Annotated in this window: 11 protein-coding genes; 8 read left to right on the top strand and 3 right to left on the bottom strand. The window is 55.4% G+C overall.

Features of this window, described 5'->3' with window-relative positions:
* The first annotated feature begins 58 nt into the window (after window positions 1-58).
* Window positions 59-2,629, top strand: a complete 2,571-nt coding sequence (locus ACR3ZL_RS08315; protein ID WP_473648343.1) for a LamG-like jellyroll fold domain-containing protein — start codon at window positions 59-61, stop codon at window positions 2,627-2,629.
* 255 nt (window positions 2,630-2,884) lie between these two features.
* Window positions 2,885-5,338: a sodium-translocating pyrophosphatase gene (locus tag ACR3ZL_RS08310; RefSeq protein ID WP_473648344.1), complete on the top strand. Its 2,454-nt coding sequence runs from the start codon at window positions 2,885-2,887 to the stop codon at window positions 5,336-5,338.
* Between the two features lie 121 nt (window positions 5,339-5,459).
* On the opposite strand, the gene ACR3ZL_RS08305 is transcribed toward ACR3ZL_RS08310, so the two are convergent.
* Window positions 5,460-6,803: a TMEM43 family protein gene (locus tag ACR3ZL_RS08305; RefSeq protein ID WP_473648345.1), complete on the bottom strand. Its 1,344-nt coding sequence runs from the start codon at window positions 6,801-6,803 to the stop codon at window positions 5,460-5,462.
* 266 nt (window positions 6,804-7,069) lie between these two features.
* On the opposite strand from ACR3ZL_RS08305, the gene ACR3ZL_RS08300 reads away from it, so the two are divergent.
* The 6 genes from ACR3ZL_RS08300 to ACR3ZL_RS08275 all read left to right on the top strand — a co-directional run bounded on the left by ACR3ZL_RS08300 (window position 7,070) and on the right by ACR3ZL_RS08275 (window position 17,656).
* Window positions 7,070-7,855, top strand: a complete 786-nt coding sequence (locus ACR3ZL_RS08300) for a CerR family C-terminal domain-containing protein (RefSeq protein ID WP_473648346.1) — start codon at window positions 7,070-7,072, stop codon at window positions 7,853-7,855.
* Between the two features lies 1 nt (window position 7,856).
* Window positions 7,857-9,839, top strand: coding sequence for an HlyD family secretion protein (locus ACR3ZL_RS08295; protein ID WP_473648347.1), 1,983 nt, complete (start codon window positions 7,857-7,859; stop codon window positions 9,837-9,839).
* Entirely contained in the window at window positions 9,836-13,081 is a 3,246-nt protein-coding gene (locus ACR3ZL_RS08290) for an efflux RND transporter permease subunit (RefSeq protein WP_473648348.1), read from the top strand. Before ACR3ZL_RS08295 ends, ACR3ZL_RS08290 begins: the two co-directional genes overlap by 4 nt.
* Window positions 13,082-13,233: 152 nt before the next feature.
* On the top strand, window positions 13,234-14,532 hold the full coding sequence (locus ACR3ZL_RS08285; RefSeq protein ID WP_473648349.1) for an efflux RND transporter periplasmic adaptor subunit: 1,299 nt from the start codon (window positions 13,234-13,236) through the stop codon (window positions 14,530-14,532).
* Window positions 14,529-15,626, top strand: a complete 1,098-nt coding sequence (locus tag ACR3ZL_RS08280; RefSeq protein WP_473648350.1) for an HlyD family secretion protein — start codon at window positions 14,529-14,531, stop codon at window positions 15,624-15,626. The genes ACR3ZL_RS08285 and ACR3ZL_RS08280 overlap by 4 nt, the downstream gene beginning before the upstream one ends.
* Window positions 15,626-17,656 carry a hypothetical protein gene (locus ACR3ZL_RS08275; RefSeq protein WP_473648351.1) on the top strand — a complete coding sequence of 677 codons (2,031 nt, stop codon included), beginning with the start codon at window positions 15,626-15,628 and terminating at the stop codon, window positions 17,654-17,656. The genes ACR3ZL_RS08280 and ACR3ZL_RS08275 overlap by 1 nt, the downstream gene beginning before the upstream one ends.
* Window positions 17,657-17,783: 127 nt before the next feature.
* Here ACR3ZL_RS08275 and ACR3ZL_RS08270 read toward each other — a convergent pair whose 3' ends face one another.
* A complete protein-coding gene (locus ACR3ZL_RS08270) occupies window positions 17,784-18,689 on the bottom strand; it encodes an SGNH/GDSL hydrolase family protein (RefSeq protein WP_473648352.1) in 906 nt (301 codons plus the stop codon).
* A gap of 5 nt (window positions 18,690-18,694) precedes the next feature.
* Window positions 18,695-20,335 carry an MBOAT family O-acyltransferase gene (locus ACR3ZL_RS08265; protein WP_473648353.1) on the bottom strand — a complete coding sequence of 547 codons (1,641 nt, stop codon included), beginning with the start codon at window positions 20,333-20,335 and terminating at the stop codon, window positions 18,695-18,697.
* Window positions 20,336-20,466: the final 131 nt, after the last annotated feature.

Raw genomic sequence — 20,466 nt, 5'->3', positions numbered from 1 at the left:
TTTCGGCTCGGAGTCCTAGCGGGCCACCCCACATTTGCCGTTTGGCGGATACCCTAAGATGCGTTCTGGAACGGTTTGGCCTGAAGTCCAGAATCCGAAATTTTTGCCGATCAGCTCGACTTCTCTGGCCTGCGGCATTCCGTCGCTGGCTGCTTTTGCAGTCCAACGTCGCCTTCGCGTTCAGTCCATCGTGTTCAGTCCATCTTGGTTCCCGCATCAATCTGCCATCCATCACTTTGCCTTCCACAACCTCGCCTTACACAACCCGCTTTCCGCCACCCTGCCGTCCGCTCCCCCGCTGTCCTGGGCTTCCTTGCCACGGACATCCGCCTACCCAGGACTCATGATGATCATCCAACCGCCCGCGACTTATACCGAGTTGTTTTTCCATCAGGCAGCCCATCGCATGCAACTCATAAAAGCTGTTCCAGTAACGCTTCGGATCGGTTGTCTATTGATGCTGCTACTCGCCGGCACCGGCCAACTTGTTGAAACGGCCCAGGCCCACGATGGCGACGGTTCACATTCCCATGCCTCCACACCCGATGCGCCGACCGCGACCGAAGCCGGCGCGAATGACTCGTTCATGACCTCACGGCCGTCCACCGTCGTGCTGCCCCCGCCCGAGTCAGGCGACGATGTTTTTCACTTCGTGGTATTCGGCGATCGCACCGGTGGCGTGCCCGCTGGTCTGAAGGTCCTCGAACAAGCGGTCACCGACACGAACTTGCTAGATCCTGATTTGGTGATGACCGTGGGAGACTTAATCCAAGGGTACAGCGACTCGCCGCCGTGGTTGAAGCAGATGAAAGAGTACAAGTCGATCGTCAATCGCTTGAACATGAAGTGGTACCCCGTCGCGGGCAATCACGACATCTACTGGCGTGGCGAGACAGCAGCACCGCCGGGACACCACGAAGCCAATTACGAAAAACACTTTGGACCGCTGTGGTACAGCTTCCGGCACAAGAACGCCGGTTTCGTCGTGCTCTATTCCGACGAAGGCGACCGGATCACCAACCTGAAAGCATTCAACGTGGGTGCACTGCAAAACATGAGTCCGGAACAACTGGAGTTCCTAGACAAGGCGTTGGCTGAATTAAGCGACGTCGATCATATTTTTCTGTTCTTGCACCATCCCCGTTGGATTGGCGGCGGATACACCGGCAGCAATTGGCCGGTCGTTGAACGCAAGCTAGTCAAAGCGGGCAACGTGTCGGCTGTCTTCGCCGGCCACATTCACCACATGCGATACGACGGCCCCACCCGCGCAGAAAAGGCAGCACAAAAGACCAAAGCGACAGAAACACAAGATGCGGCAGGCGGCTTACCTGGCGAAAACCTACCGATCCAGCGGAACAACATCGAGTACTACACGCTCGGTGCCACGGGCGCGGGAATCGAAGCGGATATCCCCGACGCGGGATACCTGCATCACTTCAACATGGTGACCGTGCGTCGCGAACACATCACCGTCGCGACGTTACCGGTGGGCAGCGTCATGGATCCGCAACAGTTCACACCCAAATTCCTGGCCGAGGTGAACGAAGCTCGCAAACTTCGTGTCAAGCAAACCTCACCCGCATTGATCGTTAACGCGGATGGTTCTTGCCACGGCGAGGTCACGCTTGTTCTTCGCAATCCAACGTCCTATCCAGTCGACGTGACTTTGACACAAGCCCCAACCTCTTATTCGGCGCACTGGCTTTCCAGTTTGGATCACCGACACCTCGAACTGAAGCCGGGCGAAAGCCACGAGGTCAACTTCATCGTTCGGCGTGACGTTTCGCCCACCGCGGGCGAAGATGATGGAATCGGTGCTGAATCCTTACAAAACGTGCCAGCGGTTAGCCTGACCGTAGAAGCCAAAACAAGCTCGGTACGAGCCCGGTTGCCAGAGGCGATCCATCCGATTGAGCTGGCATTAGGACAAGTACCGGCGGACTATTTCAGCGTAGAAAACGATCACTGTCTTCACGTCCAAAACGATCAATCGGCGATCCGCGTTGAGTCCAAGGACATCGAGCTACCCGACGGACCGATGACGCTCGAAGCGTGGGTACGTCCAGAATCGCTGCCAGGTTACCGTGCGATTTTGGCCAAGACCGAATCCTCGGAATACGCGATCTTCAGCGATGAAGGCGTGCCAGAGTTTTCCATTCACCTCGGCGGACGCTATGTCATCGCCAAAGCAACCAAGCCGATGAAGCCGAACCAATGGACTCATCTGGCCGGAGTCTATGACGGCGAGTCGGTCAGCCTGTATGTCGATGGAGTACGGGTAGGCAACCAACCAGCCCATCCAAAGTCCCGACAAGCAACAAAGCAAGCCTTGAAACGACGAGTGAATAGCTTGCCGTTCTTTGTCGGTGCCGATCCGAATCGTCGTGGCAACCCAACACGATCGTTTAGCGGATGGATCGATGAAGTTCGCTTATCAACCGGTGCTGCTTATGCCGAAAACTTCACACCCAAACTGCGACACACCCCAGACGAGGACACGGCATTTCTTTACCACTTCGATCGCCGTGTGGGACCGTTCGTGTTAGACCACAGCCATCATGCGGCAACCGGTGTGATGGGTCCGTCGAGCCGGTTAACCGAAGCGACAAGCAAGCCCGGTAAGTGATCGAGATGCACTGATACTCCGCACCTTGCATCACATCCAAACATGCGGTTCTTTAACATCGGCGTGCCGATAACGCACCACCGGGTTACCTGAGCATGTGCTGAATTTGTGAACTTCCATTGCTTCCGAAGCTGTGTCAGACACCTCCGCGCACATTGAATCCTGGTACGCTGGTATGAATCAGCCTGAACTTCCCATTGAGGGTCGTTCACCCTGCTTTTCTAGCTCGATGCCGCACCTATTCAGGAGAATCTGATGCAAGCCATCTTGGTTTGGTTGATTGCAATGTCCGCATCGTTGACCGCCCTCGTTTGGGCGTGGCGATTTTATCGAGAGATGATGCGAGCGGACGAAGGAAACGATGCGATGCGAGCGATCGCCCAAAGCGTTCGCGAAGGCGCGGCGGCTTATCTGAATCAACAAAACAAAGTGGTCACGATCGTCTTTGTAATCGTGACGGGACTGCTGGCCGTGGCCGCCTTTGGCTTGAACGTGCTTTCCGCATTCACTCCGATCGCGTTTCTAACCGGCGGCTTGTTCAGCGGTCTGTGCGGCTGGTTTGGAATGAAGACCGCGACCCAGGCGAGCAGCCGGACGGCCGCTGGAGCCAGCCATTCGCTTAACGAAGGACTGCAGGTCGCCTTTCGCAGCGGTGCCGTCATGGGGCTGACCGTCGTCGGGATGGGACTGTTTTATATCGGTGCTTGGTTTGCCGTTTTGTACTGGGGCGTGCCGGCCTTGGGCGGTGAGGACGCAACCCTTAGCTTGCAACAAATTTCCGTCACCATGCTTTCGTTCGGCATGGGAGCGAGTGCGCAAGCCTTGTTCGCGCGAGTCGGCGGCGGCATCTTCACCAAAGCGGCCGATGTGGGTGCCGATTTGGTAGGCAAAGTGGAACAAAGCCTTGCCGAGGACTCGCCTCGCAACCCGGCCACCATCGCCGATAACGTGGGCGACAATGTGGGCGATGTTGCCGGCATGGGAGCTGATTTGTACGAGTCTTATACCGGTTCGATTTTGGCTGCCTCAGCCCTGGGTGTGGCCGCGTTCAGCCAACCCGGGCTGTTGCCCGAAGGTGTTGACCTGGTCTCGGCTCAACTCAGTGCGATGATGCTGCCGATGGTGATCGCGGCGGTGGGAATTGCTTCGTCAATCGCCGGAATCTACGCGGTCAAAACGGGCGACGAACTCTCTCAAAAGGCTTTGCTGCACGCACTGGCTCGCGGGATCAATCGCTCATCCCTGTTGGTCATGATCGCAGCGGTGGTGCTATCGATATGGCTGATGCCGCAAGTTCCCGGCACGATGTTGTTCGGCGTGCTTCCGGGCGTTGCGGTCAGTGTCGTCATCGGTCTGTTCGCCGGATGGGCGATCGGCCAATGGACCGAACGGGTAACCAGCGATGAATACGCCACGACTCAACATCTCGCTAGCCAAGCCGAAACCGGGCCCGCCACCATCATCATCGGTGGCGTGGCCGATGGCATGATGAGTGTTTGGTTGCCCGTGGTGATCGTGTCCGCAGCGATGCTACTGGCGTTTGGATTTGCCAACGGTGGCAGCTTCAACGATGTCAATCGTTTCTCGCTGGGCTTGTACGGTGTCGGTATCGCTGCGGTTGGCATGCTCAGCACGCTAGGCATCACGTTGGCCACAGACGCCTACGGACCGATCGCCGACAACGCTGGCGGCAACGCAGAAATGGCTGGCTTGGCCCCCATCGTCCGCGATCGCACCGATGCACTGGACAGTCTAGGCAACACCACGGCGGCAACCGGGAAAGGGTTTGCCATCGGCTCGGCGGCGTTAACCGCATTAGCACTCTTAGCAGCCTATGTCGAATCGGTGCGGGACGGTTTCGAGCGATGGGGCCACGATGTCGCGATCACGATTCAAGACGACGGCATGTTCAAACTCAGCAACGGTGTTGTGATCGAGAAAACGCCCAACGGGAACGAGACCTTTTTAGTGATGCCAGCTCGCAACACACCTCTTGAAGCGGCCGAACAATGGAACGCGGTCGCGTACGAGTCGGCGTTAACGGGAACGTCACCACTGGATTCGGTGCCCGGTGAACTCGTCGCGGTATCTAAAGCGACGTTGGTTGACTTCTTGTTGTACTTCGACGCAACACTGATGAATCCGCGCGTCCTGGTCGGCATCTTCTTGGGTGCGATGAGCACGTTTCTGTTTTGCGCGATGACAATGAAGTCCGTTGGTCGTGCCGCCGAAGGCATGGTGCTGGAAGTACGCCGGCAATTCCAAGAGAACCCGGGCATCTTGGACGGTAGCGCGACTCCCGATTACCAGCGCCCGATCGCAATCAGCACGCTTGCGGCGCAGCGTGAAATGATCTTACCCAGCCTGCTAGGTTTGCTGCTGCCAATCGGCGTTGGGTTGCTGCTGGGCGTGGGTGGTGTACTTGGTTTGTTAACCGGATGCTTAACAAGTGGTTTCTGCTTAGCCGTTTTCATGGCCAACAGTGGTGGGATGTGGGACAACGCCAAGAAGTACATCGAAGCGGGACACCACGGCGGCAAAGGCAGTCCGGCACACAAGGCCTCCGTTGTCGGCGACACCGTGGGTGATCCCTTCAAAGACACCAGCGGTCCCAGCTTGAACATTCTGATCAAGCTGATGAGCATGGTGAGTGTCGTCGTCGCCGGATTGATCGTCCGCTACTCGCTAGTCGCTATGGGAATTTTTTAACGGCGGATTCGATGATCGACGGCGTTTGCCAATCAGATCCGGCAAGCGCCGTCTTTCAGGATCGCTATTTGAAACCAACGGTCAACGATCGCCGTCGACTGTTAATATGCTGAAGACGCAATCACGAGATGATGGCATCTTCGGACAAAACGATCGTCTCGTTGTGACCGTGGTGATGCGAGTGGTCCACACGCTTTTGAGTTCGGCGTAACAGATAGACGATACCGGCGGAAATGGCCAGCAAGCCAATCGCAAAGACAGGACGCACGGCAACCCACGACACCGCGATGGTGGTGATCCCGCACACCAGTGCGACCGCGAAAGCGACCGCGGCAATCAACGCCCCGGTGATGTCGCCTACCAATGGTATCCAGCGAAAGAGTGCTTGGGCGGGCGAAAAGATCATCGTGACACCAACGAAACAAAGCACGCAGCCAAGCCCACGCAACATCCAAGCCATAATCGTGTTCTCAGATCGCATGTTGCCAATGACCTGTTCGGCGGTCAACGTTCCGGCATAGAGGCGTTCCATTGGTTCGCCGTTGCTGGTTTCATAAGAAGCGAAGGTATTACCCTTGAGTCCCGCGATCAAACTGACCGGGCCTTGAGGTACCGCTTCGAAGAAGATCCGTAAATCACCCACCCGCGGCGAGCGTGGATCGATATCGAAACTCTCTGCAAAACGAGCCTCGGTTTCCTCCCTGGCATTGACGTCCGCGGCAATGGGGGCGACAGCACTCGCCTCAGCGGCAGCCGCGTCTACGGCAATGGGTTCAGCACTCGCGTCAGCGACAGTGGGTTCAGCGGCAGCAGAGTCCGAAGCCTCAGCCTTCGCCTTCTTTGGCACGTTTAAGTTTGCGGCGTAAAACAATCGGTCGCCGTCGATAACGATTTGCCTGCCAAGCGGATCACCTAAGGATTGCCGAATCTGCTTAACGTCCAGCTCGACTGACTGGGCGTCTGTCTTTTGCCGAGCCAAAGACTTGCTCAATTGGTACTGCCCAACGGTCACGTTATCCGCCAACTGTTCCCACGAAGCGAACTTGGGTTGCGGGTTTTGGTGACCGGATCGACGTTCAAAACGCTCGCTATCGATTCGCCCTTCGTGCCAGCCTTTGTCATAGCTGTACGAGGTACGGCCGTCGTGTCGCTGCTCGTCCTCTTCCCACTGGTACATTTCGACAACGCGGCGCAGATGAATCGCAGGCGATTCGACGCCGAAGTCAGGATCACGCAAAACGCCTTGAACCTTCGCGTCGCCTGCCATGTGAATTAGCTGGTGGTCCAAGTCGTCCCGCAGAGTCTGCACATCGTCAATGGTTTGCACAATTTCGGCAGCCTCATTGAGCCCTCGCGTGCGGTGAATCGTCCGGTACTCGTTCCACGCCTGCAAAACCATCGACCCAGGAACCAACAACAGACCGAACAGGGCGGCAACAAATGGATTGAGTTGACGACGCGACATAGAAGAGGCTTCCTAGTGAAAAAACACGCGGCAAACACGCGCCAAATACGGATTGCAAAACGCTAGCAAAACGGTCGTTAGGCAAGCGGGTGGTACGACCTGGCTTTTGAAACCCGCCCGGCGAGGGGCGATAAATTAAATTTCAAACAAATGTTTCAAACAGGTGTTTAACTCGGCTTGCCATGCAATCAGAATAGGCTAAAAGCACGATGTCGGTAGGCGCGGATTCTGTCCGAGCGATTTGATTTCCCAGCAAAAGTTCATTTTTGACCAGTTCAGCAACACCTTCCAGCGCGACTGACCCCGCCCAGCGACTACTGGATGCGGCCGGTCCGGTGTTCGCCCAGCGTGGATTCGACCGCACACCCGTACGTGAAATCGCGAAACTGGCGGGCGTGAACGTCGCGGCGGTCAGCTATTACTACGGCGACAAAATGGGGCTCTACCGGGCCGTCATTACATCGATTCGTCACAAACGCGTTAGCCAATTCCCAGCACCGGTGCTGGGCAGTGCACCGGCGGAAGAAACGCTGCAACGACTGATCCACACGCTCTTGTCGCGGATGTTGTCTTGCGACGAAACCAGTTGGGAATCAATGTTGTTGGCCCGTGAAATGGAGCAACCCACCGAAGCGCTTAGTGAGTTGATTGAAGAGTATTTCAAGCCGCTCTACGACGTGATGTGTCAAACCATTGCCGAACTTATCGACGCCAATCTTGTCGTTCCAAACAATCCCGACGAATCAGCCGCTCATCGCGAGTCGGCTGCCCCCACAGGAGACATCGGAGCCACCGATTCCGACTGGCTCAACGAATCGCTCGTCGAACAGGTTACCCTCGGCGTGATCGGCCAGTGCTTGCACTACCGAATCGGCCAGCCTGTGATCGAACGACTCATCGCACCATCCATCCGCTCGCGTCATTACGACCTGGCGTCATTATGCCGACACATCACGGCGACGACGCTCGCCGTTTGTGGACGAGGAACCGTCATTGAACATCGCCGAAATCTCGAAGCGATCCAAACAGAGTCTTCAAAAGAATGCCGCTAACATGAGCATTGAATCTACCCAAGAAAGTCCGGCATCCAAAGGAGCAAGCGATCCCTATCAAGCTCCCACTGCGCCGGCGAACGACGGCGTCACTCCGGTGACGGCCAACGGTCCATCGGTGACGACAACGGCATCGCAAACCCGCGCGAAACTAAGCAGTAGTTGGTCGTCGTGGTTGCTGTTCAACATCGTTTGCCCGTTAGCTCTGTTGGCAGCCGCTGGCGCAATCGTCTACGTGCTCGGCAGCGTGGAGTCACCTGCCCGTCCGCCAATCGACGACACGACCGGCGGGCGATTGTTCGCCTTGCCCGCCGTCGACGTTGTTCCGGTTCAGTCGCTTGCTAGCACCGGCCAGAAACTCGAATTGACGACTGATGGGACCGTTGTCCCGTTTCGAGAAATCGTGTTGGCAACCGAAGTCGCAGGCCAAATCATCGAGAAATCACCGCTCTGCGAAGCTGGCAAGTACGTCAATCAAGGCGATGTACTGATGGTGATCGACACCACCGATTACGAACTGGAAGTAAAACGTCTGCAGCGTTTGCAACAACAAGAGTACGAGGCCTTGGGCGAAGTCGACCAAGAAATGGCCAACACGGACCGTTCGATGGAACTGGCTCGGGCCGACATTGAATTGCAACGGCGTGAACTGAAACGTCAAGAAACCCTACCAAGCCAATTCGCTAGCAAAGGCGAGATCGATCAAGCCCGCCGCGCGTTGCTGCAGGCCGAACAAGCTTTGCTAACATTGCAAAATCAACTCGAGCTTGCGAAGAAACGACGCATCCGACTGCAATCCGCCGAGCAACTTGCCAAGATGCAATTGGAAGCGGCCCAAAACAACCTGGAACGCACCCAGATCGTTGCCCCGATGGATGGCGTCATCGTTAGCGAACAGGCGGAACTGAACACATTCGTCGCCCGTGGCAGTCCTGTGGTGACAATGGAAGACACGTCCAAGGTGGAGGTCGCGGCCAGTCTTCGTACTGACCAACTGTATTGGGTGCTGAACCAAAAACGAAACGAATTAGACCTACTGACAGAAGCCAACGGCAACCCAGTTCGCGGCTACAACCTGCCCGCCACACCGGTCAAGGTGCAGTACCTGTTATCCGGTCGTGATGACTTAGCCTATCAATGGCAAGGGGAACTGATCGGCTACGACGGGATCGGTTTGGACGAACAAACCCGTACCGTCCCAGTCCGTATCCTGGTCGACGATCCGCAAAAATTCACCGTGCTTCGTAACGGCAAACCGGTCAATCCCGACAGCGAATCTTCCACCGATGTATTGCGTGTGGCCGGTCCAACGACCTTGGTACGTGGTATGTTCGTGAGCCTTCGTTTGGAATTGGATCCCTCGGTTGACTTGGTTGTCTTACCTGGCGAAGCACTGAAGCCTGGCAACCGAATTTGGCAATTCATTCCCGACACATCGGTACTGGATAAGTCACGAAACGCAATCGTGAAGTCAGAAACTGCTGCGTCGGAAAGCGACCCGACCAGTCCTGAAGATACAAAGGGCACCGGCGACTCGGATGGCAAGAAGGACAAGACCGCTGCCAAGCCAACCGAAGCAAAACCGACTGCCGAAGAACTAGCCAAACTGGAAGAAGCATCTAAAGAAGCTTTGGCCGAAGCGGGGTTCAATCCCTCGGCGTGGGTTCCCGGCAACCTGCACGTCGTGGAAGGGATTCGCCCAGTCGATCGCTACGTTGGTCCATTAGGCAGTTCCGATGGAGATTCACAAAACTGGATTTGCGAAGTTCCCAAAATGGCCAATGCCACTTTGGGTGACGGTTCCTACGTCATCGTCTCGCCATTAGGCAGCCTCTCCAATAGCGTTGTTCCCGTCCGAGCGTCCGCCGAAGTGGTGAATCCGGACAAGAAAGAAGCGGCCGCGAAGGCAACCGATGAAACAGCATCCGAAACCGGGGCAACGGATGCCGCACCGACATCAGTCGCGATACGGAGTGACCGATGAAACAAGCAATCTCATGGGCGATTCACAACGCGCCCGGAATGAACGTCTTAATGCTAGCTTTGATGCTGGTGGGCGTCGGCTCATTCGCATCGATGCGGCGTGAAGTCTTTCCCGAATTCGAACTTGAAGTCGTGATGATCTCGGTGCCCTACCCGGGTGCGACGCCACAGGACGCCGAAGAGGCGATCTGTCAAAAAATCGAAGAAGCAATCCGCTCCATCGACGGCATCAAGAAGGTCACCTCCATTGCGATGGAAGGCACCGGATATGTCCTCGCCGAACTGCGCAGCGACATTGACGATGTGCAAAAAGTAATGTCCGAAATCGACCGGGAAGTCGACCGCATTCCCAGCTTTCCGGATCTCGCTGAAGATCCCCAGGTGGAACAGATCACCTTTCGCGAAACGGCGATTCGCGTGGGCATCATCGGCCCGGACGATCGCACTCGAACCGGTGAGCTAGCTCTGCGAGAAGTCGCCGAACGTGTACGTTCCGAAATGCTGCTTCTGCCTAGCGTTTCGGTCGCCGAATTGATGGGAACACGCCCGTATCAAATTGATGTGGAGATCCCCGAAGCGACCTTGCGTTCTTACGGCATGACGCTGGACCAGGTGGCTGCCAGTATTCGCAGCCACAACATTGAATTGCCCGGTGGACAATTGAAATCACGCGGGCAAGAGATTCTCTTGCGGGCCAAGAACAAAGGTCGCATTGGACCTGAAATCGAAAAGATTCCGTTGGTCACCGAAAGCGGTGGCGTGGTTCTAACGGTCGGCGACCTGGGTGTCGTACGGGACGAATTTGAAGACATCACATCGGTTGGTGAGATCAACGGCGAGCCATCCGTCATCGTCAACGTGCAACGCACCAAAAGCGAAGATCTTTTGGCGTTGGTTGACGACGTCCGGGCTTACGTGGACCAAGCTACGCTTCCGGACGGTTACCGCTTTGTTATCTGGGGCGACACCAGTACCGACGTTCGTGACCGAATGGCATTGCTGCTTCGCAACGGTGCTCAAGGGCTAGGGCTGGTGTTTTTGGTGCTGGCTTTCTTCCTGGAAGTTCGACTCGCGTTTTGGGTCGCGATGGGAATTCCCATCTCGATTCTCGGTGCCGGCGCGTTCTTGGCCTACGGTGACCAGACACTCAATATGCTGTCGTTGTTTTCGTTCTTGATCGCACTGGGAATCGTCGTCGATGACGCGATCGTGATCGGTGAAAACATCTATGCTCACCGGCAAATGGGCAAAACGTTGATGGACGCTGCGGTCGACGGCGCAACCGAAGTGCTGCCCAGCGTGGCAGCGTCGATCGCCACAACCGTCATCGCGTTTTCACCCATGTTCTTCGTGTCCGGTGTGATGGGCAAATTCATGGCGGTGATCCCGTTCGCGGTGATCGCGATGCTGATCATCTCGCTGTGGGAAAGCACTTTTGTCCTGCCGTGTCACCTCGCGCACTCGCATGCCGGATTCTTTCGCTTGGCATCCATGCTGATGTACCCGTTGCGTCCGTTCATGCTGTTGCTGCTTTGGATTAACGGACACGCTAGTGACGCGATGGAATGGTTTGCCGAACACATTTATGTGCCGTCATTGCATTTTGGACTGCGCAACCCGGTCTTACCGATTGCCGTAGCCATTGGAATGTTGATTGGAACCTTTGGTTTGGTTCGCGGCGGTTTGGTGAAGACCATTTTGTTCCCCAAATCAGATAACAACTACCTGCAAGCAACCGTCGTTTTCCCCAACGGAACGCCATCCAAAGCGACCGACGCGGCAACGCGACGGATGGAAAAGGCACTCGCCAAAGTCAGTGCAGAGATTGCCGCTGAACGTGCCGCGAAAGAGAAACGATCCATCGAACAAATCTACCCACTTCCGCAGGGTGGTTACGTCGGCCCAGTTCGGTTGGCATTCCGCGAGGTCGGCGCGATCGCGAACACTCAAGGCCCGATGGGTGGGCAAAACAACACCGGCAGCAACGCTGGACAAGTATTCGTAGAACTCCACGACACCGAAATCCGAAACGTCCATAGCGACGATTTGCTAAGTCGTTGGCGTAAGGCCACCGGTGAAATTCCTGGCGTCGAAAAGGTCACCTATGGCAGCGTCGGTGTTGGTCCGGCCGGTCAACCGATTGAATTCAAATTACTCGCCGCCGGTGAGCACATCGACGAACTGCTCGAAGCGACGGAGGCGATGAAGGCTCGCGTCGAAAAGTTCGCCGGCGTCTTCGACATTTCCGACGACAACACGCCCGGCAAGTGGGAGTTTCAATTTCGCGTCAAAGATCGAGCACTCGCCACCGGCGTGACGCCAACGGATCTTGGCCAAACCGTCCGTAACACTTATTACGGCGCGGAAGTCATGCGGCTTCAGCGTGGTCGCCACGAAGTGAAGTTGATGGTGCGTTACCCCGAGGAAGAACGGGCGTCGCTGGTCAACTTCCGCGAAATCAAGGTGAGCGGTCGAGACGGAATGTCACGGCCGATCGGCGAACTCGCGGAAATCGATCTGCAACGTGGTTTTTCTGAAATTAACCGCGTCGATCAACAACGCAGCATTACGATTTCGGCCGACCTAGATGAAACGACCGCCAATGCTGATTTGATCATCAGCCAACTCAAACGCGATTACTTGCCGGAATTCCTGGCCCAGTACCCACACGTGTCTTTGCGTTGGGAAGGCCAACAAGAACAGAGTCGCGAATCGGTGGGTAGCTTGATGGTGGGCTTTGCCGTCGCAATCTTGTGCATGTTTGTCTTGCTGGTTTTGCAGTTCCGATCGTACGCACAACCGCTCCTGATCTTGTTCATCGTTCCCTTTGGAATGATCGGGGCCGTGTGGGGCCACGGATTGTTGGGGCTTCCTTTGACGCTATTCAGCATGTTTGGCTTAGTCGCGTTGGCGGGGGTCGTTGTGAATGACTCGATCGTGTTGATCGACTTCATCAATTCTCGTGTTCGTGCTGGCGTTGAGCCGGTGGAAGCCATTTTGGAATCCGGCCGTCGTCGCTTTCGTCCAATCATGCTGACCAGTATGACCACGATCGCTGGCCTAATGCCTCTGCTGACCGAAACCTCATTCCAGGCCCAATTGCTGATTCCAATGGCGACGAGCTTGGCGTTCGGCTTGATGGTGTCGACGGTGTTGGTTCTGCTTTTGGTGCCGGTTCTCTATATGATTTACCTGAAGGCGCTGGGACTGCTGAACATTGATTTTATTGAGGTGGAAGAATAGTCACCTTATCGGGCATAATCGGTGGGCCGCTATGCAATTTGCGTGATGATGTGCGCGGCGCCAACGATTAGGCTGTTCTATGTGCGAGTTTGGGCTTTCGCGTTAGCTCGCACAGAAATGACTACTTCCCTTTCACCTTGGATCCGTCCCGGATGCTCGACCGTCGCCAAGTCGCCACTGAGCGTATCGAGCAGCTCGATGAGCTGGTCGCCCGTGTGGATGGCAAGCGATTCAGGGCAGCGGATGTCTTCAACAAGTCGGCCGAAGCGATCCAGGCCATCACCCCCGCGTCGACTACGCTCGACTGGATCATCGAAGATCGAAGGACGTGCTTGCTTGCCAACGGCGAGCCGAGCTCGATGGGGACAAGCGGGACCGAACGTTGGACCGGAACCTACACACTCGGCGAACAAGAATCGCTGAAGTTAACCGTCGTTCAAGAATCAGCTACCGATGCTGAAAATTGGCAACACACATTTTTCGATTCCGTGCTGGACTGCTGTGGCGTCGCGTTTTTGAAGGAGCGGTATCGGCTCGCGACTTCCGCTCCGGTTGTTGTTCAGCCAAAGACGAAAAGCCGTCTAATTCTTCCTGCCGCGGTGATCGCCGCAGTATGCACACTGGCAGCATTCATCCCGGTTCCGTTTCGGTTACCTGTCGAAGGGGTCATCGCCCCGGCAATCGCTCGCGAAGTGTTTGCCCCGGCCGCTGGCACGCTCACAACGCTTGAAGTCCACGACGGGCAAACCGTTCAGCAGGGCGATGTGCTTGCGATCATTGATCAACCCGAAATCGAGCTTCAGCACGATCGCCTACACGGCGAACTTCTAACCGCTGAAACCGAACTGGCTTCCGCGAGAGTCGACCAAACTCGGCCGCAAAACACGGGGTCGTCGTCAATCGCCAGCACGCATACAGCCGTCTTGCAAGCACGGGTGCGATCGCTGCAACGGCAAGTGGAACTGATCGATCAAATCTACGCCTCGCTCACCATGAAAGCCGCAATCGATGGCCAAATTGTGATGCGGGACGCCCAAGCGGACTGGGCGGGGAAGACGGTCATGCAAAGCCAAGCTTTGATGAGCGTGATTCAACCAAGTGGTGGCTTTCTATCGTACTTGGATTTACCGAGCGATCAGTTCGCTTATCTGGCCACCGCGCAAGCCAAAGCCAACGATGAACCCGCGTCGTCATCGGCGTCCGTCTCTCTGCGTTTACGATCTGCTCCCGAAGTCGAACTCACCGGACACGTCGTTCGCATCGCAGATTCCGTCTTCATCGACAAACATCACGAAAGCGTGATCGAAGTCACGGTCCGTCTGGATGATATCGACGAGAGTATCACTCGGGTTGGCGCCGCGGTGATTGGCCATGTGGAGCTTGGTAAACGACCTCTTGGTTTTGTCTTGTTTCGTCCATTGATTGAACGCATTCGGAGTATGGGCTGGTGAGACGTTTTGCACTAATCGCCTTGTTGTTTTGCATGGTCGCGTGCCGTTTGAATGCGGAAACCATTGATGGCTTGGTCGTCGCGTTGGTTGATGAAGCCGTGATCGTTTCGGTTGTCGACGGTCGCGTGGCGAACGTGGCAATCCAAGAAGGACAAGTCCTCTCAGCGAAAGATTTGGTCGTCCAACTGGACGATCGCAAACAGCAAATCAATTTGCAACTCGCTCGCCGAGATGTCGAGATAGCCGAAACACTTAGCGACCAGTCACACGCGTTGGACACAGCCCTCGCGGCCGCGGATACGCAAAAGAGCCGGTTGGATGAGCATGCTGTTCGTATGGATCAGCATCAAAGCCAAGCGGACAACGAATTGAAAGTGTTGGCGGCACAAAAGGCAGAGGCGGTTGCTAAGAACGAATGGACACGAGCCCAAACCGCACAACAAAAATTCGCAGACGCCGTATCACAATCCGAAATCGAAGCATTGCGTTTGGATTACGAACGCAGCCTATTGGAAACCCGCGAGGCCAAATTCCAGCAATCGATGGCCGACTTAAACGTCAAACTCGATGCATCGACAAGAGCAACTTTGACCAATCAGTTGCGTTCGGCGAGCATCGAAATTGAAAAGGCGAAGTCAGCCAAAGAAATCGAGAAACTGGAAATTGAACTGAAGCGATTGCAACTGAAATTCGCCGAGGTGGATCTAGACGAACGACAAATCCGATCTCCCATCGCTGGCACGGTGGCATCGTTGCGGGTCCGACCTGGTCAGTGGGTACGTCCTGGGGACGAACTGGCCCGCGTCATCGGCCTAATTCGACTGCGGGTGGAAGGCTACGCCAAGTTTGAATCGGCGACCAGCTTAATGGCGGGGAACAACGTCTCCATTCAAATCATCGATTCGAACCGCCCCGGTCAATCCGGCGGCAAGGTTGCCACTAGTCCAACGTTGGCTCGAACCGCACTGCGACGATTCGTTAGCCCTCAAGTGGATCCAGTGACGGGCGAGGTCCGGTTCTGGATCGAATTCGACAATTCCGATGGTCTAGTTCAACCAGGATGCCGAGCGTCCGTGACATTAGGTTCACGTTGATGCTAACGATGGATGCATTGGTCACAAGCGAGATCGCGCTGGCCGACCGAACGGTTTGGGTGGTCAAGGAACCGGTCAGCGATCAGTTCTATTTTTTCGAACAAGACGAGTTCGAAGAAATACGTCTGGACTTGCCTACCCATGTTCCCACACCACCGCCCGGGTTCGTGAAACGAAAACCGCCGTGGTGGTCCAATCCGCTCGCCATCCGAGCCTCCGAAATCGACCCGGCAAATTTTCTAGATCGATGCTTAAAGTGGATTAACGTCCTCGGGCAACAGCGACTGTTTTGGATATCTTTGTTCGGCACGCTAACCGCTTTGTTGATTGTCTTGATGAATTTGGAGCGATTCATCCACGACGTTAGTTTGGCGACTTCCTCCATGCTGGCTTTTACTACGCCATCGTGGTTCGCGTTGATGGTTGCGATTGGTGTAGTCAAGGTTTGCCATGAACTTGCCCATGGGATCGCCTGTCACGCCGGTGGCGGCAAGTGTCGAGAAATGGGGGTGCTCTTTTTGCTAGGCATTCCGTGTTTGTATTGCGATGTCAGTGACACTTGGTTGATGCCACAACGACGACAACGCATCTTGGTTTCAGCAGCCGGAATGATCGGCGAACTGTTGATCGCTGCGGCGGCCGTACTGATCTGGTCGGTCACTCGAGACGGCGCGATTCATGACATCGCGGCGATGATTGTGGTCGTTGCCTCCGTCAGCACGCTGGCATTCAATGCGAACCCGTTGATGCGATACGACGGCTATTTCATGCTTTCAGACTGGGTCGGAATCCCCAACCTTGCCGCCGAATCACAATCCGCACTTCGCCAGCTATTTAGCAACGATGAATCAGACGCTGGACACCCCAGCGACTTAAGATCGAGCCGAACCTTCTTGGTCGGCTACGCCATCGCCAGCACGCTCTATCGCGTTTTCGTTTGGGGAGCGATCGTGTGGCTGGTGTGCGAACTCGCATCCCAGACCATTGGATGGGGAGCGGCAATTCCGATTGGCGGGCTCTTCGGCGGTCTTTTGTTGCGACGGTGGTTCGTGCCAACACAGCCTAACGCAACGAACCAGCCCAACGCTCCAGATCAACGCCGCATAAACGCAACTTCCTCGCAAAACGCCCGACGCGGCAATGCACTAGTCTGGACGGGATTGATTGCGGTCGCATTGACATTCGTTTTGTTCGTACCGTTGCCTCAGTCTTTTCGCTGCATTGGGCTCGTGCGTCCAGCATCCGAACGTTTGGTCTTTGCCCAATCCACGGGGACGGTGCAGCATCGGGATAACGCGATAAGCATCCGTGATTGGCGACTTGAACTGCGTAAATTGGCAGCACAGGGACAAGTCGACGAAACCCGAGCGGCGCTCAAGGCGAGCGAAGTAGCGCGTTTGCACAATCCGGAAGTGATGTCAAACGTCGCGGTTTGGCGTCAGCGACTTCAAATCTCGCTGGGGCAATTGGCGACCGCGAATCGTCGCATCGATAACCTATCTACCGAATGGCAACCCAACGAATCACTCTTCGTCGCCCCGCCCACCGCGGTTTCGCGACAAGCACATCGCACGGGCCGAATCGGCCTAACGGGCTCGCCACTTGAACCGGCCAATTCGGATGCCGTTGTTACGCCCGGCACCTTAATCGCAACGATTGGTGACACTCACGAAAGAGTCATCTCGGCGTATGTGCCAGGGCAATGGATCGAATCGGTGACGACCGGCCAACCAATCACGCTGGCATACCCAGGTCTGCCTGCTGGCTCGATTCAAGGTAAAGTGCAATCCATTTCGGACGATCCTGTCGACGCTCTGCCACCGGAAGTGGCCAATTCAGGATGGGTGCGATTGAACGCTTCTTCCGGAGAAAAACAAACGCCACAAGATCCGCACTTTGAGGTAACAATCACGATCAACTCTCCGGTCGTACTGCCATCCAGGTTGGTCAACCCCGTCCGAATTCATGTCGATCGCGAGACTTTGGGGGCACGCGTGCGAGACGCGATCCGTTCCACGTTCATCTTCTAGCCGCACACGACTTCCGCTTTTACTTCCGATGGGCATCGAACTCCGCGTGGCATGGATTTCGGCACTTACGCAACGTCAACGACCGCACATTCCCATACACGAGCTAAATCCTCTAAGCGAGCAACGTTCAGCGAGAAGTCGGTGTGGGGGTGAGGTCGCCCTGATCGTGTAAGAAGTTGGCGAAGGCCTCAGCGCCGTCTGGATTCAAGTGGATCGGGTCGGCGAAATGGGAAGGATTCGACAGAGCGGATGAATAGTCATGGACCTTTCGACCGAGTTCAGATTCCAACCCGTTTAACCAGGCATCGTGGTCGGGCATGTGTTCTTGATAGGCCGGAAGGTACGGTGCGAGGATCAATTCCACTTCCACACCCGAACGGTCGGCAATCTCTATCAAACTTAAGATTGCTTTGACATCACCTTCCGATTCCTGAAACGACTGCGCCGCCGACAGATGGTCCTGCCAATCGTCGCCGACCTGCCCCTCCATGATCCAGTCCTGGTCTGAATTCTGAAGAAAGAACAGACTTCGCCAGTTGAGTTCACTATTGAACCGATACAGATGGCTAAGTTGGCACCACCAATATTCTTTGTTTCGAGTTCTCTTCAACAGGTCACAAATCCCAGGTGAGTGGGCCATCAAAACCGAGAATCGTTCCAACGATCCAGGCTCGTTATCACGCCCGACGCAGGACACCTCTACAAAAACCTTCTTCGGGACATCGTGGTGGTCAAGGTAGTCGCTCCAGATGACCGGCATCATCTCCGCTGGCATGCCATTAAAACTGATGTTTGCAACCCGTTGCCCCGAAACTTTCTCAAGAGGGGGACGGTGAAACATGTGAACGCCTCGCGAGTTGCCGACAAACACCAGATCCGCTGGCAACTGGCCAGAATAGACTTGCGAAAAACGGAACTGAGTTGATTGAAAAACACGATCCAGCACGTACGCACCCACTCGATCTCCCACAAGAAAGAGAGCGAGTAGAGCAATGGCGTTTCGCCAGTTTCGAATGGAGTCTGACTTCAACATTGCGACTAGAACTGGAAGTAAATAAAAGCGTTGCTGCTAAAGGAACCGAATAACGCGATCATCCAAAGCAAACCGGCATAGCCAATCAAACGAACCGAGCGGAATCGACGCTCGACGTACTGCCATGCTTTCATAAAGAACAACCACTCTCCAACAATAAAGAACATCACCAGCAAGCTAGCTTGAAGCAGTGGAATTCGATCTCGCAGTGAAGACGGGTGGAAACCGTCCATCGCTGGCAACTGGCGAAGGACCCAAAACGATTGCTCAAAGGTTTGCCCGCGGAAGAGCACCCATAACAGGCAAACGGACGTGAACACGAATGCTACCTGACCGACTTTTCGAACCGCCGTTGCCAAATTCCACGAGGGTTCGACAATGGTGTCGCTGACGGATTTCTTATCCGTTGACAATTCCAGTTCGGACGAGCGAGTTCCTCGACGCCCCGGCAAACTGTGCTGCACGACCAGAAGCAAACCATGCAGTGCGCCCCAAGCCAAGAACGTCCAATTAGCTCCATGCCATAGGCCGCCCAAAATCATAGTGGTCATCAGGTTGCGTGTCGTTGCCAAGCGAGACCCACGACTGCCGCCCAAGGGGATGTAAAGATAATCTCGTAACCATTGCGACAACGTGATGTGCCAACGTGACCAAAAGTCACTGAACGAATCGGCGAAGTAAGGAAACCGAAAGTTGACCGGGAACACGAATCCCATCATCAAGGCGAGTCCAATCGCGATGTCCGAATACCCCGAAAAGTCGCCATAGATTTGGAACGCATACAACACGATTACCACAAGCGTATTGACCGCGGTATACAACTGGGGCGATTCAAAAAGGTGATCCACCAACATCCCGATGTTGTCAGCGATCACGAGCTTTTTGAAAAAGCCTAGCAACACCAACCCGAACCCGGCCTCTAGATTGGCGAAGGACCATTGCCGATCTGAATGCAGTTGCGGTAAGAACTCGCGGGCACGAACGATCGGACCGGCAACCAACTGTGGAAAGAAGGTCACGTAGGTTGCGAACTTCAAGAGGCTCCGCTCTGGAGTGATCTCCCGGCGGTACACGTCGATCGTGTAGCTAAGCGTTTGGAAGGTATAAAACGAGATTCCGATTGGCAGCACGATGTTCAGGGTGGGCCAATCGAGTTGCCATCCAATCGTCCGGCAAGCCGCTACCAAACTCTCACTGAAAAAGTGGAAGTACTTGAACGTCGCGAGCAGGCCGAGGTTGGCGACGAGACTGACCACCAGCAGTGTTCGGCGAACACGTCGGTCAGTGGTGTCCCCAAGACGAAGCCCGATCAGGTAATCGACCAGCACTGAAAACAGGATGAGTGCCAGAAAGCGGTAGTCCCACCAACCATAGAAAAACAAACTGGCGGCTAGGCACAACGCGAGTCGAGCTTTCCCCGACAACAGCCAATAGGCTGAAAACACGCAGGCGAAAAACACCAGGAACGCTATGGAATGGAAAACCATCGAACGTGGTTTCTCGCGAAAATCAGGGCGAGTGGACGGCTGAGCCGAAACCGACCCAAAAAACTGAAATGCTAGTTTGATCACTAGATTCCAGCGTTTGCAGAACAAAATGGCCAAGTCGACCGTTAATCCGCCGATCAAAATGCTCTTTTGCTTCATCAATCAGGGGGGGGTGACTATACTTGGGGGCACCTGGCGGCACCGAAACGTCGATTGCCAGCGTTTGGAATCGATTTTCAAGCTAGCCAAATGATCCCTTTTCTGGCTCCAACACGCCCCGGAGCCCGCAC

This window comes from Rhodopirellula sp. J20-39 (assembly GCF_057365095.1).
Note: the sequence above shows the minus strand (reverse complement) of the source record. Positions and strands in the feature narration are given on the sequence as shown.

Coding starts and splice junctions, on each gene's coding strand:
- ACR3ZL_RS08315 (WP_473648343.1), top strand. CDS start 59: ATGCGTTCTGGAACGGTTTGGCCTGAAGTCCAGAATCCGAAATTTTTG.
- ACR3ZL_RS08310 (WP_473648344.1), top strand. CDS start 2,885: ATGCAAGCCATCTTGGTTTGGTTGATTGCAATGTCCGCATCGTTGACC.
- ACR3ZL_RS08305 (WP_473648345.1), bottom strand. CDS start 6,803: ATGTCGCGTCGTCAACTCAATCCATTTGTTGCCGCCCTGTTCGGTCTG.
- ACR3ZL_RS08295 (WP_473648347.1), top strand. CDS start 7,857: ATGAGCATTGAATCTACCCAAGAAAGTCCGGCATCCAAAGGAGCAAGC.
- ACR3ZL_RS08290 (WP_473648348.1), top strand. CDS start 9,836: ATGAAACAAGCAATCTCATGGGCGATTCACAACGCGCCCGGAATGAAC.
- ACR3ZL_RS08285 (WP_473648349.1), top strand. CDS start 13,234: ATGCTCGACCGTCGCCAAGTCGCCACTGAGCGTATCGAGCAGCTCGAT.
- ACR3ZL_RS08275 (WP_473648351.1), top strand. CDS start 15,626: ATGCTAACGATGGATGCATTGGTCACAAGCGAGATCGCGCTGGCCGAC.
- ACR3ZL_RS08270 (WP_473648352.1), bottom strand. CDS start 18,689: ATGTTGAAGTCAGACTCCATTCGAAACTGGCGAAACGCCATTGCTCTA.
- ACR3ZL_RS08265 (WP_473648353.1), bottom strand. CDS start 20,335: ATGAAGCAAAAGAGCATTTTGATCGGCGGATTAACGGTCGACTTGGCC.